The sequence below is a fragment of the Streptomyces sp. NPDC127129 genome, assembly GCF_042671585.1.
Taxonomy (GTDB): Bacteria; Actinomycetota; Actinomycetes; order Streptomycetales; family Streptomycetaceae; genus Streptomyces.
In genome coordinates, this window is the sequence record NZ_JBHXTV010000006.1 from 347,871 (window position 1) to 361,187 (window position 13,317).

Here is a 13,317-nt window from a genome sequence, read left to right on the forward strand (position 1 = left end):
CCGGGACAAACAGGCGACGACGACGCCCGGTCTGAGTAGGCTCGGCTTCCATGGAGCATGAGGTGTTCGTTCCGGTACCGGCCGAGGTCCTCCGCGTGACCCTGGCGGACCCCGCACGGGTGGCGCGCTGCGTCCCCGGTCTCCAGCAGGACGCGGAGGAGGGTCCGCTCGCCGGCCGGCTGAAGATCCGGGCCGGCGGCAACACGATCACCTACCGGGGCGCGCTGCGGCTGACCGAACGGGGCGGTGTGATCGCCGTCGAGGGCAAGGGCACCGAGGTGCGCGGCAAGGGCTCGGTGCAGCTCTCGCTGGCGATCGCGCTCACCCCGGTGGCCGACGGTACGACGCTCGCCTTCACCGGCGCCGTGAAGGGCGCGGGCCGGCTCTCCGACCTCTCCGAGGAGGCCCGGGAGGCGGCGGCCCAGCGGCTGATCGGCAAGTTCGTGGAGAGTCTGGCCGCGGCGGCGCAGCACGGCGGCGCAGAGAACGGCCGGGCGGTGAACGGCCGGGCGGTGAAGGAGTCCGACGACGCGTCCGGGGCGGAAACCGCCGGTGCCGGGACCGGGACGACCGGGACCGAGACGACCGGGACCGAGACGACCGGGTCCGGGACGACCGGGTCCGAGACGACCGGGACCGAGACGACCGGGTCCGGGGCCGGGCCGGAGTCCGAGCGCGAGTCCGCGTCCGGGTCCCTGTCCGGGCCCGAGTCCGTGGACGATGCCATGGACGCGATCGACGACGAGGAGGCCGACAGCGACAGCGACGGTGTCGACGACGGCGTCGAGGAGCCCCACCGTCCGTCGGTCTTCGAGACGCCCGTCCCCCCGCCCTCCCTCGACCCGTTCCAGGGCGGGGACTTCGAGGACGCCCCCGTCGAGTACCCCGCCGAGCCCCCGGCCGCCGAGGCCGCCCACGCCCGGCGCACGATGATCGGACGGAGCGCCGAGGAGGTCGACCACGCCCCGCCGCGCGGCCGGTACGCCCCCGTCCCCGCGCCGGAGTCGACCTCCGCCGGCGCCACCCTGCGCTGGATCGCCCCCGCCGCCGCCCTCGCGCTCGCCTCCGCGGTGGTCGTCGGCCGGGCGCTGCGCCGCCGGCGCTGATCCCCGTCTACTGTCGGGGCGTGAGCAAGCAGACGCGACTGACGGCGGGCGACGCCGAGTTGACCATCAACCCCGACAACGGCTGCCGCATCGAGAGCCTGCGCATCGGCGGCACGGAGCTGCTGCGCCAGGGCGAGCGGTACGGCTGCTTCCCGATGGTGCCCTGGTGCGGGCGGATCGAGCTGGGGCAGTTCCGCAACGGCGGTGTGAAGCACCAGATGCCTCTCAACTCTCCGCCGCACGCCATCCACGGCACCGGCCGCGACTCCGTCTGGAAGCCCGCCCGGACGGCGGACGACGACGGACGCACGGCGGCGTTCACCTACGAGCTGGGCGACCCGTGGCCGTACACCGGCCGGGTCACCCAGACCTTCGCCCTCACCGAGGAGAGCCTCACCGTGCAGCTCGGTGTGGAGACCCTCGCCGACTCCTTCCCGGCGCAGGCCGGCTGGCACCCCTGGTTCAACCGCAGCCTGGACGGCGGTGCTCCCGTACGTATCGACTTCACGCCCGACTGGCAGGAGGAGCGCGGCGAGGACCACCTCCCCACCGGGCGCCGGATCGCCCCGGCCCCGGGCCCCTGGGACGACTGCTTCGGCATGCCCGGCGGTGTCGACGTCACCCTCACCTGGCCGGAGCAGCTGGAGCTGAAGGTGACCAGCCGGAGCACATGGGTGGTGATCTACGACGAGCAGGAGGCGGCGGTCTGTGTGGAGCCGCAGTCCGGCCCGCCGAACGGGCTCAACACCCTCCCGCACCACGTGACGCCGATCGAGCCGCTGGAGATCGCGGCCACGCTCGCCTGGCGGCGGCTTTAAGCTCATGAGCATGACTGACGTACGCGCTGACCTGCTCCAGCAGATCAAGGACAAGGCCGTGGTGCACGGCAAGGTGACCCTCTCCTCGGGGCTGGAGGCCGACTACTACGTCGATCTGCGCCGGATCACGCTGGACGGAGCCGCCTCTCCGCTCGTCGGTCAGGTCATGCTCGACCTGACCGCGGAGCTGGAGTTCGACGCCGTGGGCGGTCTGACCCTCGGTGCCGACCCGGTCGCGACGGCGATGCTGCACGCCTCCGCCGCCCAGGGAAAGCGTCTGGACGCCTTCGTCGTCCGTAAGGCCGCCAAGGCCCACGGGATGCAGCGCCAGGTCGAGGGTCCGGACATCAAGGGCCGCCGGGTTCTGATCGTCGAGGACACCTCCACCACCGGCGGCTCCCCGCTCACCGCCGTCGAGGCGGCGCGTGCGGCCGGTGCCGAGGTCGTCGCGGTCGCCACGATCGTGGACCGGGCGACGGGCGCGGGCGAGAAGATCAGCACCACCGCGGGCGTGCCGTACCTCTACGCCTTCGCGCTCGACGAGCTGGGTCTGGCCTGATCGACGCCGGGTGATCGAGGCGAAGTCGTGACTTAGGTCCCGGTGCCGCCCGGCGGCGGCGCTGACCTGCGGCTTTGGCAAGGGGCGGAGTGTTTCACGTGAAACGCTCCGCCCCTTGCTCCTGGTGTCCGCGGAAGAGTCTGGAAAGATGGGCCCCGACGATGACGTCGCCCCAGGTCAGGGTCTAGTAACGCACCCACCCGCACATCACAAGGAGCGGACGAATGCCCATCGCAACCCCCGAGGTCTACAACGAGATGCTCGACCGGGCGAAGGCAGGCAAGTTCGCCTACCCGGCCATCAACGTGACCTCCTCCCAGACTCTGCACGCCGCGCTGCGTGGCTTCGCGGAGGCCGAGAGCGACGGCATCATCCAGATCTCGACCGGTGGCGCCGAGTTCCTGGGCGGCCAGCACAACAAGGACATGGTCACGGGCGCCGTCGCCCTGGCCGAGTTCGCGCACATCGTCGCCGCCAAGTACGACATCACCGTCGCGCTGCACACCGACCACTGCCCGAAGGACAAGCTGGACGGCTATGTCCGTCCGCTGCTCGACATCTCCGCCGAGCGCGTCAAGGCCGGTCGGAACCCGCTCTTCCAGTCGCACATGTGGGACGGCTCCGCCGAGACCCTCGCCGACAACCTGGCCATCGGCCAGGAGCTGCTGGCCAAGGCCGCCGCCGCCCGGATCATCCTCGAGGTCGAGATCACCCCGACCGGTGGCGAGGAGGACGGCGTCACCCACGAGATCAACGACGAGCTGTACACCACCGTCGACGACGCGATCCGCACCGCCGAGGCCCTGGGCCTGGGCGAGAAGGGCCGCTACCTGCTGGCCGCCTCCTTCGGCAACGTGCACGGCGTCTACAAGCCGGGCAACGTCGTGCTCCGTCCCGAGCTGCTCAAGGACCTGCAGGCGGGCGTCGCCGAGCGCTTCGGCAAGGCCAACCCGTTCGACTTCGTCTTCCACGGCGGCTCCGGCTCCTCCGCCGAGGAGATCGCCACCGCGCTGGAGAACGGCGTCGTGAAGATGAACCTCGACACCGACACCCAGTACGCCTTCACGCGTCCGGTCGCCGACCACATGTTCAAGAACTACGACGGCGTCCTGAAGGTCGACGGCGAGGTCGGCAAGAAGTCCACCTACGACCCGCGGACCTGGGGCAAGCTCGCCGAGGCCGGCATGGCCGTGCGTGTGACCGAGGCGTGCGCCGCGCTGCGCTCGACCGGCACGAAGCTGAAGTGAAATAAGCGTTAGTCAGTGGTGGAAAGGCCCGGCACCCTGTGGTGCCGGGCTTTTCCGTGTCTCCAGGAGGACTGAGTGACGACGTACGACTTCGACCGTGAGATTGACCGCCGGGGCACCTGTTCGGTCCAGTGGGACGGCATCGCGGACCGCTTCGGCGTCGGCGAGCTGCTCCCCTTCACCATCTCCGACATGGACTTCGCCTCCCCGCCGGAGGTCCTCGATGCCCTGCGCGCACGGGTCGAGCACGGGGTCTTCGGCTACACGGACTGGCGGATCGGCGACTTCCGTGCGGCGATACGCCACTGGTACGCGACGCGTCACGACACCGCGCTCGACATCGAGACGCTGGTCTACGCCCCGTCCGTGCTCAGCCAGCTCTCGCAGCTGCTCCAGATGTGGACCGCGCCCGGCGACGGCGTGGTGGTGCACACGCCGACGTACGACGGCTTCCGCAAGGCGGTCACCGGGCTGGGGCGCGAGCTGCGAGGGGTGCCGGTCGGGGACACCGAGGCGCTGGAGGCGGAGCTGGCGAAGCCGGACAGCACGATGCTGCTGCTCTGCTCGCCGCACAACCCGACGGGCCGGGTGTGGCGGGAGGAGGAGCTCGCGGAGTTCGCGCGGCTCGCCGAGCTCCACGGGGTCGCGGTCGTCAGCGACGAGATCCACGCGGACCTGGTGGCCGACGGGCAGCGGCACCTCCCGTGGCTCCGCTTCGCGGAGCCGGGTCGCGGCCGGCGGTGGGCCCTGATCACCTCCGGCACGAAGGCCTTCAATTTCCCGGCGCTGACCGGCTCCTACGGGATCATCGGCGACCCCGACGAGCGGGCGGAGTTCATCCGCCGGATGGAGACGGGCGAGGGTCTCGCCTCGCCGGCGGTGCTCTCGATGACCGCCCATGTCGCCGCGTACCGGCAGGGCGCGCCGTGGCTGGACGAGCTGAGGGCGTATGTGGCGGGCACCATGCGGTTCGTCGAGGAGCGGCTCGCGGAGGGGCTGCCGGGGGTGAGCTGGACGCCTCCGCAGGCCGGCTATCTGGCCTGGATCGACCTGCGCCCGCTCGGGATCGACGAGGAGGCGCTCCAGCGGGAGCTGGTGGAGGTCGAGAAGGTCGCGATCATGCCGGGCCGCGTCTACGGGGCCCCGGGCTTCGTCCGCCTGAACGTCGGCTGCCCGAGAAAGAAGGCGGAACGGGGCGTGGAGGCCTTGGTGAGGGCCGCGACGAGGCTCCGCACGACCTGATCCCCCCAGCGGGACGATCAGGCGCAACGGGGGGAGCATGGCAGGCATGGACATCAGGCTCGCCTCGGGCACCGGGCGGTGGATCGTGCTCACCACCGTGCTCGGCTCGGGGATGGCGCTGCTCGACTCCACCGTCGTCAATGTCGCCCTGCCGCACATCGGCGAGGACCTCGGCACCGACATGGCCGCGCTCCAGTGGACGGTCAACGCCTACATGCTGACGCTTGCCGGGCTGATCCTGCTCGGCGGGGCGCTCGGCGACCGGTACGGGCGGCGGCGGGTCTTCGTGCTCGGGATCGTGTGGTTCGCCGTCGCCTCCCTGCTGTGCGGGCTCGCACCGAACGCGGGCATCCTGATCGCCGCCCGGGCCCTCCAGGGCGTCGGCGGCGCGCTGCTCACCCCCGGGTCGCTCGCGCTGATCCAGGCCAGCTTCCACCCGGACGACCGGGCCAAGGCCGTCGGGCTCTGGTCCGGCTTCGGCGGGGTCGGTGCGGCGATCGGGCCGTTCGTCGGCGGGTGGCTCGTCGACGGTCCCGGCTGGCGGTGGGTCTTCCTGCTCAACGTGCCGCTGGCCGCGCTGTGCGTGCCGATCGCGCTGCGCCATGTGCCCGAGTCGCGCGACGAGTCCGCCCACGGCCGCTTCGACGTCCTCGGCGCCTTTCTGGGCGCGGCCGCGCTCGCCCTCGTGACGTACGCGCTGATCTCCGAGGCCTGGTGGGCCGCCGGTGCCGGGGTCGTGGTCGGGGCGTTCTTCGTCGTCCTGGAGCGGCGGCTGCCGGAGCCGATGGTGCCCCCGTCGATCTTCGCGTCCCGGCTGTTCACGATGGTCAACCTGGTGACGCTCTGCGTGTACGCGGCACTGGGCGGCTTCTTCTTCCTCGCCACCCTCCAGCTCCAGGTGGTGTCCGGCTACTCGGCGCTCGCGGCGGGCACGGCGCTGCTCCCGACGACGATCCTGATGCTGCTCCTCTCGGCGAAGTCCGGCGAGCTGGGGGAGAAGATCGGGCCCCGGATCCCGCTGACCGTGGGGCCGCTGCTCTGCGCGGTGGGGATGGTCCTGATGCTGCGGGTCGGTGAGGACGCCTCGTACGTCGAGGACGTGCTGCCCGCGACGGTGGTCCTCGGCCTCGGGCTCACCGTCGTGGTGGCCCCGCTGACGGCGACCGTCCTCGCCTCGGTGGACGTGGCGCGGGCGGGCCTGGCGAGCGGGATCAACAACGCGGCTGCGCGCGCGGCCGGTCTGCTCGCGGTCGCGGCGCTGCCGACGCTGGCGGGGATGGGACCGGAGGCGTACCGCTCGGCGGAGGAGTTCGGGGAGACGTTCCGGCGGGCGATGCCGATGTGTGCGGGGCTGATGGTGGCGGGTGCCGTCCTGGCCTGGGCGACCGTGCGCAAGCCGGCCGAGGCGGCAGGATGCCACCCCGAGTGCAGGATCCACTGCGGGGTGACGGCACCACCGCTGGACCCGGGGGACCGCTCGGCACGGGAGGAGGGCGGCTGAGGCAGACTGGCCCCATGGCCATCCACGAGAACCTCCTGGGGGGACCGGCCCCCACCCACCTGCCCGACGACCCGGAGCCGCGCGAGCTGCTCGCGGCGGGCACCGCGCCGGCGGACGTCGCCGCGAAGTACCCGACGTCCTCGCTGGCCTGGGCCCAGCTCGCCGACGAGGCGTACGAGGGCGGTCGCGTCATCGAGTCGTACGCCTACGCCCGTACCGGTTACCACCGCGGCCTGGACGCGCTGCGGCGCAGCGGCTGGAAGGGACACGGCCCGGTGCCGTGGGAGCACGAGCCGAACCGCGGCTTCCTGCGGGCCCTGCACGCGCTGGCGCGGGCCGCCGGCGAGATCGGCGAGAAGGACGAGTACGAGCGCTGCTCGACGTTCCTGCGCGACTCCTCGGAAACGGCCGCGGAAACGCTGGGCTGACACCCGCCGACAGCCGACCGGTTTCCCCCGGTCTGTGGGGCAGGGGGAAACCGGTCATCGGCCCGGGAATGTTCGAGGCCGTTCGAAGCGGCGGTTACGATCCTTCGGACCGTTGTACCGAGAGCAGCCGGCGCAGAGGCCCCACCCTCTTCCCCCCAACCGGCCGACGCAGGGGAGAAGTCTGTCTTGGGCAAGCGCGCCGCCGCACCCTCGGGCCGGGGACGAACGCCGAGCCGCAGTCGGAGCCAGGGCAGGGGCCGGGGACGCGCCCGTGGCCGGTCCGGGCGGAGCCCGATAAGACGGCTGGCCCTCCCGACGCTCGCGCTCGTCACGCTCTCCCTCGGCGGCGGCGCCGCCCTCGCCCACTACAACAGCGGCCAGGACTCCGGCGGCGACCGCGCCGTCGCCACCCCCTCCCCCACGGCCGGGACGACCACGGCGATCCCCACCCCCAAGGCCGCGCCCCCGACGCCGAAGCGGACCACCGCCAAGCCGAAGCCGTCGGCCACGCCCAAGAAGCCGAAGGTGCCAGCCAAGGGCTCCGGCAGCTTCACCACCGCCAAGTCCTCCGGCGACGCCGTCGGTACCGGCGGTTCCCTGCGCCGCTACCGCGTCCAGGTCGAGGGCGGCATCGACCTCTCCGCCTCCCAGGTCGCCGCCGAGATCCAGCAGATCCTCGACCATCCGCGCGGCTGGGCCGCCAACGGCCGCGGGCGGTTCCAGCTGGTCTCCGAGAACGCCGACTTCGTCATCCGGGTCGCCACCCCGGCGACCGCCGACAAGCTCTGTCTCGCCCAGGGGCTCAACACGCACGGCGAGCTGAACTGCGAGACCACGGACGGCGTCGTGGTGAACCTCAAGCGCTGGCTGCTGGGCTCCCCGACCTTCGCCGGGACCCCCGCCGAGTACCGGCATCTGATCATCAACCACGAGGTCGGGCACGAGATCGGCATCCGGAGCCATATGACGTGTCCCGGATCAGGCCAGCCCGCGCCCGTCATGATGCAGCAGATCAAGGGACTCAAGGGCTGTCGTTCGAACGCTTATCCGTATGACGAAGACGGTAGCTACATCGAGGGTCCGATCGTGCCATGATGCGCATGGGGCCGCGTGCGACGAAGCGCGCGGGCCCGAGGGGACCGGGGCTCCACTTGCCACACGGAAGGAGCGGACCGCTACCCGGTAGTTGCGTATCGAGGAGACAGCGATGTCCACCTTCCCCGATGCCTCCGGAGCCGGTTCGGTCGAAGCACCGAACCTCGACTTCGCGGGCACGACGCCGTACGAGGACTACGTACAGGCGGACGTACTCACCCACCTCCAGCACCTCCGCTCCGACGACCCGGGCGAGATGGTCTTCCTGGTCACCACCCAGGTCATGGAGCTGTGGTTCACCGTCATCGTCCACGAGTGGGAGACCGCGAGCCGCGCGCTGCGCGAGGACCGCATCCCGGTGGCGATGGACGCGCTCAAGCGCTCCGTGCGCGAGCTGGAGGCGCTGAACCACTCCTGGCGCCCGCTGGCCCAGCTCACCCCGGCGCAGTTCAACTCCTACCGCGCGGCCCTCGGAGAGGGCTCCGGCTTCCAGTCGGCGATGTACCGGCGCATGGAGTTCCTGCTCGGCGAGAAGTCCGCGTCGATGCTGGTGCCGCACCGCGGGGCGCCCCGCGTCCACGCCGAGCTGGAGAAGGCGCTGCAGGAGCCGAGCCTGTACGACGAGGTCCTCAGGCTCCTCGCCCGCCGCGGGCTGCCCGTGCCGCAGGCCGTGCTCGCCCGTGATCTGGCGAAGAAGTACGAGCCGTCGCCCGAGATCGAGGAGATCTGGGCCGGGATCTACGCCGACGCCGACCAGAACGCGGAACTCGTCCGTCTGGGCGAGGCGCTGAGCGATGTCGCCGAGCTGATCTGGCGCTGGCGCAACGACCACCTCGTCGCCACCCGCCGGGCCATGGGCTCCAAGACGGGCACCGGCGGCTCGGCGGGCGTCGCCTGGCTGGAGAAGCGGGCGCAGAAGAACGTGTTCCCCGAGCTGTGGACGGCGCGCAGCCATGTCTGAGGCGATGCGCGAGAACGCGCTGCTCCGTGACGCCGACGACCCGCTGGCGAAGGTGCGCGAGAAGTTCGCGCTCGACGACGCGACCGTCTACCTCGACGGGAACTCGCTGGGCGCGCTCCCCGCGCACGTGCCCGACCGGATGGCCGACGTCATCACCCGCGAGTGGGGGCAGCTGCGCATCCGCTCCTGGGACGAGAGCGGCTGGTGGACCGCGCCCGAGCGGATCGGCGACCGGATCGCCCCGCTCGTCGGCGCCGCCCCGGGCCGGATCGTGGTCGGCGACTCGACGAGCGTGAACGTCTTCAAGGCGGTCGTCGCGGCCACCCGGCTCTGCGCCGACGACCGGGACGAGATCCTCGTCGACGCCACGACGTTTCCCACGGACGGGTACATCGCCGCGTCGGCGGCCCGGATGACCGGACGGCGGCTCGTGCCCGTCGCGCCCGCCGACATGGCGGAGGCGGCCGGGCCGCGTACGGCCGCCGCCCTCGTCAACCACGTCGACTTCCTCACCGGACGGCTCCACGACCTGCCCGGGATCACGGCCGCGCTGCACGCGGCGGGCGCCCTGGCGATCTGGGACCTGTGCCACACCGCGGGCGCGCTGCCCGTCGGCCTGGAGGAGCACGGCGTCGACCTGGCCGTCGGCTGCACGTACAAGTACCTCAACGGCGGCCCCGGTTCGCCCGCGTACCTGTACGTCGCCGAGCGCCACCAGGCCGGGTTCGACTCGCCGCTGCCCGGCTGGACCTCCCACGCGGACCCCTTCGGGATGACCCCCGGGTACGCGGCGGCCGAGGGCGCGCTACGGGGCCGGGTCGGTACGCCCGACATCCTGTCCATGCTGGCCCTGGAGTCGGCGCTCGACGTCTGGGACGGCGTCGACATGGCGGACGTACGGGCGAAGTCCCTCGCCCTGACGGACTTCTTCCTGGAGTGCGTCCGGGAGTACGTTCCGGCCGGCCGGGTCGAGTCGCTGACGCCCGGGGCGCACGCCGAGCGCGGCAGCCAGGTCGCGCTGCGGTGCGCCGAAGCCCCCGTTGTCATGCCGGAGCTGATACGGCGCGGGGTGGTGGGCGATCTGCGCCGCCCCGACGTGCTGCGGTTCGGCTTCACGCCGCTGTACGTCGGCTTCGCCGACGCCGAGCGGGCGGCGCGCGTCCTCGCCGAGGTGCTGGCGGAGGTGGGGTCCGGCCTCGACGGCTGAGGTCGGACGGTCCGATGATCGCTTGATCTGTGGGGGCGTCAGTCCTGATACGGTCCCCGCAGGTCAGGCCAATTCGGCCCCGTCCCCGAGAGGTTGGAACAGCATGCCGGACCCCGCCGCGCGCGACGCCGCCGAAGAAGCGTCGGCGTTCTCGCACCCGGCCGTCGCCCCGGACGCGTCCGCCGCGTACGGCGAACACCCCGACCAGGTCGTCGACTTCTACGCGCCGCGCGACGGCCGGCAGCGGGCGCCGCTCGTCGTCGCGCTGCACGGCGGTGCCTGGCGGGCACCGTACGACCGGCAGCATCTGACCCCTTTCGTGGACTTTCTGGCCCGCCGGGGGTTCGCCGTCGCCAACGTCGAGTACCGGCGCGGCTCCGCCCTGCCCCGGCAGGGCGGTACGGGTCCGGTCGCCGGCCGCTGGCCGGAGACCCTCGACGACGTGGCCGCCGCGCTCGACGCCGTACCGCGGCTGGCCGCGGAGCATCTGCCGCAGGCCGATCCGAGCCGGATCGTCCTCACCGGGCATTCCGCGGGCGGCCACCTCGCCCTCTGGGCCGCGGCCCGGCACGTCCTCGCACCCGACGCGACCTGGCGGCTCCCGTCCCCGCCCGCGCTGCGCGGAGTGGTGGCGCTCGCTCCCATCGCGCACTTCGACCGGGCCGTGGAGCTCGGGGTGTGCGGTGGGGCGGTGACCCAGTTCCTCGGCGGGGAGGGCGAGTTCGACGTACGGGCCCGACACGCCGACCCGGCGCTGCTGCTGCCCACCGGGATCGCCACCACGGTCGTCCAGGGCCGGGACGACGTCGTCGTCCCGCAGGCCGTCGCGGACGCCTATGTGGATGCGGCGGCGAAGGCGGGCGAGACGGTCGGCCTCACACTCCTCCAGGACGTCGGCCACTTCCCGCTGATCGACCCGGCGGCGGACGCGTGCGCGGTGGTCGCGGAGGAGATCGCCCAGCTGGCGTTCTGACCACGGCCGAAAAGCACGCGGACGCGTTCCGGGCGCAGGCGCAGGCGCAGGCGCAGGCAGACGCGCGGGCGTAGGGCGGGGGACGGGCGCGGGACGGGCGCCGGGGCGGTCGCGGGACGGGCACGCGCGGGGGCGTGTAGTACCTGGGACGGACGCGGGAGGATCCGCCGTCATGGTGACGACCGCGTCCGTCGCCGCCCGTACCGTTGCTGGCGTGACAGACACCCGCGACATGAGCCGCAGCCCCGAGTTCCGCCTGGCCCAGGGCGCGCTCGGCGGGCTGCGCCAGGACCTCTTCCACGACGCGTTCGCCTACCGGCCGCTGCAGCCCATGGCGGTCGACGGCCCGCTGACACGGCGCCTGCCGGAACGGATACGCAGGAAGGCCCGCTGGACCCCGCACGCCGTGGTCGCCGCCTTCGCCTTCTTCGTCTTCGCGATGGGCATGGACCTCGGTGACGGCAACGGCGTGTTCGTCCTGGTCTACGCCGCGATGCCGGCCGTGGCCGTCCTGCTGACGCTCGTCCGCCCGGTGCTCGCGTTCTGGACGTCGCTGGCCTTCACCCCCTTCGTCGCCTTCCTCGGCTCGTACGACTACGGCTGGCCGTGGGGCCCGACCTCCGGCATCGCCCAGGTCGTGGTCATGACGGTGGTGGCCGCCCGCACCCGGCCCCGTACCGCCGCCTGGATCTGGCTGGTCACCCTCGTCTACGCCTTCTTCGCCACCAGCCTCCGGGGAGGCAGCGACAACGCCCTGTCGGTCCTCTTCCCCGCCGCGCTCGCCCTGCTCTTCGTGACCGTCGTCCAGGTCCGTCGCGAGGCCGAGCAGACGGTCACCGCCCAGCAGACCGTGACCGCGGTGGAGCGCTCCCGTCGGACGCTGCTCGAAGAGCGCACCACCATCGCCCGCGAACTGCACGACGTCGTCGCCCACCACATGTCGGTGGTCGCCATCCAGGCCGAGGCCGCGCCCTACCGGGTCGAGAACCCGCCGCCGGAGCTGGAGCAGGCCTTCGTCACCATCCGCGAGAACGCCGTCGCCGCCCTGACCGAGCTGCGCCGCGTCCTCGGGGTCGTACGCGCGGAGGACTACGAGGCGCCCGACGCCCCGCAGCCCACGCTCGCCGACCTCGGCGGCCTGATCGGCAACGTCCGCGAGGCCGGGCTCGACGTCGAGCAGACGGTGACCGGCGCGGTCCGGGAGCTGCCGCAGGGCGTGGAGCTCTCGGCGTACCGGATCATCCAGGAGGCGCTGAGCAACGTGCTGCGGCACGCGCCCGGCGCCGGTGCGAAGGTGGAGGTGAGCTACGTCCTCGGCGGCCTCGGCCTGCGGATCGTCAACGGCCCCGCCCGTGGCCTGGTCAAGCCCTCCCCGGGCGCGGGTCACGGCATCACCGGGATGCGCGAGCGGGTGACGATGCTGAACGGCGAGATGACGGCCGAGGCGACCGAGGACGGCGGGTACGAGGTCACGGCCTTCATCCCCGTGACCCGCGAGGAGATGGACCAGTGATCCGCGTACTGATCGTCGACGACCAGATGATGGTCCGCGAGGGCTTCTCGGTGCTGCTCGGCGCGATGCCGGACATCGAGGTCGTCGGCGAGGCCGTCAACGGCCGCGAGGCGATAGCCCAGGTCGCGGCCCTGCGACCGGACGTGGTCCTCATGGACATCCGCATGCCCGAGCTGAACGGCATCGACGCGACCCGCGAGATCGTCGCGGCGGACGCGGACGCGAAGGTCCTCGTCCTGACGACCTTCGACCTGGACGAGTACGTGTACCAGGCGCTGCGCGCCGGGGCCTCGGGCTTCCTGCTGAAGGACGCCTCGGCGCGGCAGCTGGCCGACGGGGTACGGGTGGTGGCGGCCGGTGAGGCGCTGCTCGCGCCGACCGTGACGAAGCGGCTGATCACCGAGTTCGCGAAGGCGGCGGAGGCCCCGAGGGCGCCGGCGCTGTCGCAGGTGGGGGAGTTGACCGAGCGGGAGACGGAGGTCCTGGTGCTGATCGCGCAGGGCCTGTCGAACGCGGAGATCGCCGACCATCTGGTGGTGGCCGAGTCGACGATCAAGACGCATGTGAGCCGCATCCTGGTGAAACTGGGCCTGCGCGACCGGACCCAGGCGGCCGTCTTCGCCTACGAGGCGAGACTGGTGCAGGTCGGCGGGTGACGACTGCTGCG

Annotated in this window: 13 protein-coding genes; all 13 read left to right on the forward strand. The window is 72.4% G+C overall.

Going from position 1 to position 13,317, the window contains the following annotated elements; genetic code table 11:
- The first annotated feature begins 50 nt into the window (after positions 1-50).
- The 13 genes from ACFVGW_RS14655 to ACFVGW_RS14715 all read left to right on the forward strand — a co-directional run bounded on the left by ACFVGW_RS14655 (position 51) and on the right by ACFVGW_RS14715 (position 13,306).
- Complete coding sequence (locus tag ACFVGW_RS14655) at positions 51-1,106, forward strand: SRPBCC family protein (RefSeq protein ID WP_385852201.1); 1,056 nt, start codon at positions 51-53, stop codon at positions 1,104-1,106.
- A gap of 20 nt (positions 1,107-1,126) precedes the next feature.
- Positions 1,127-1,924, forward strand: a complete 798-nt coding sequence (locus tag ACFVGW_RS14660; RefSeq protein WP_383292966.1) for an aldose 1-epimerase — start codon at positions 1,127-1,129, stop codon at positions 1,922-1,924.
- A gap of 10 nt (positions 1,925-1,934) precedes the next feature.
- Positions 1,935-2,483 (forward strand): orotate phosphoribosyltransferase, encoded by a 549-nt coding sequence (gene pyrE / locus ACFVGW_RS14665; protein WP_362415009.1) that lies wholly within the window; start codon positions 1,935-1,937, stop codon positions 2,481-2,483.
- A 224-nt stretch (positions 2,484-2,707) separates the two neighbouring features.
- On the forward strand, positions 2,708-3,730 hold the full coding sequence (gene fbaA / locus ACFVGW_RS14670; RefSeq protein ID WP_385852202.1) for a class II fructose-bisphosphate aldolase: 1,023 nt from the start codon (positions 2,708-2,710) through the stop codon (positions 3,728-3,730).
- A 75-nt stretch (positions 3,731-3,805) separates the two neighbouring features.
- Entirely contained in the window at positions 3,806-4,972 is a 1,167-nt protein-coding gene (locus ACFVGW_RS14675) for a MalY/PatB family protein (RefSeq protein WP_385852203.1), read from the forward strand.
- 46 nt (positions 4,973-5,018) lie between these two features.
- On the forward strand, positions 5,019-6,473 hold the full coding sequence (locus ACFVGW_RS14680; RefSeq protein WP_385852204.1) for an MFS transporter: 1,455 nt from the start codon (positions 5,019-5,021) through the stop codon (positions 6,471-6,473).
- Between the two features lie 14 nt (positions 6,474-6,487).
- Positions 6,488-6,901 (forward strand): DUF3151 domain-containing protein, encoded by a 414-nt coding sequence (locus tag ACFVGW_RS14685; protein ID WP_352190404.1) that lies wholly within the window; start codon positions 6,488-6,490, stop codon positions 6,899-6,901.
- A 186-nt stretch (positions 6,902-7,087) separates the two neighbouring features.
- Positions 7,088-7,996 (forward strand): DUF3152 domain-containing protein, encoded by a 909-nt coding sequence (locus ACFVGW_RS14690; RefSeq protein ID WP_385852205.1) that lies wholly within the window; start codon positions 7,088-7,090, stop codon positions 7,994-7,996.
- 112 nt (positions 7,997-8,108) lie between these two features.
- The gene (locus ACFVGW_RS14695) at positions 8,109-8,957 is read left to right on the forward strand and encodes a tryptophan 2,3-dioxygenase family protein (RefSeq protein WP_352190402.1); all 849 of its coding nucleotides are present in this window, start codon (positions 8,109-8,111) and stop codon (positions 8,955-8,957) included.
- The gene (gene kynU, locus ACFVGW_RS14700; RefSeq protein ID WP_385852206.1) at positions 8,950-10,164 is read left to right on the forward strand and encodes a kynureninase; all 1,215 of its coding nucleotides are present in this window, start codon (positions 8,950-8,952) and stop codon (positions 10,162-10,164) included. The genes ACFVGW_RS14695 and kynU overlap by 8 nt, the downstream gene beginning before the upstream one ends.
- Positions 10,165-10,267: 103 nt before the next feature.
- Positions 10,268-11,137 carry an alpha/beta hydrolase gene (locus ACFVGW_RS14705; protein WP_385852207.1) on the forward strand — a complete coding sequence of 290 codons (870 nt, stop codon included), beginning with the start codon at positions 10,268-10,270 and terminating at the stop codon, positions 11,135-11,137.
- Positions 11,138-11,309: 172 nt separating this feature from the next.
- Positions 11,310-12,650 (forward strand): sensor histidine kinase, encoded by a 1,341-nt coding sequence (locus tag ACFVGW_RS14710; RefSeq protein WP_383222442.1) that lies wholly within the window; start codon positions 11,310-11,312, stop codon positions 12,648-12,650.
- Positions 12,647-13,306, forward strand: coding sequence for a response regulator transcription factor (locus ACFVGW_RS14715; protein ID WP_361441949.1), 660 nt, complete (start codon positions 12,647-12,649; stop codon positions 13,304-13,306). The genes ACFVGW_RS14710 and ACFVGW_RS14715 overlap by 4 nt, the downstream gene beginning before the upstream one ends.
- Positions 13,307-13,317 lie beyond the last annotated feature (11 nt).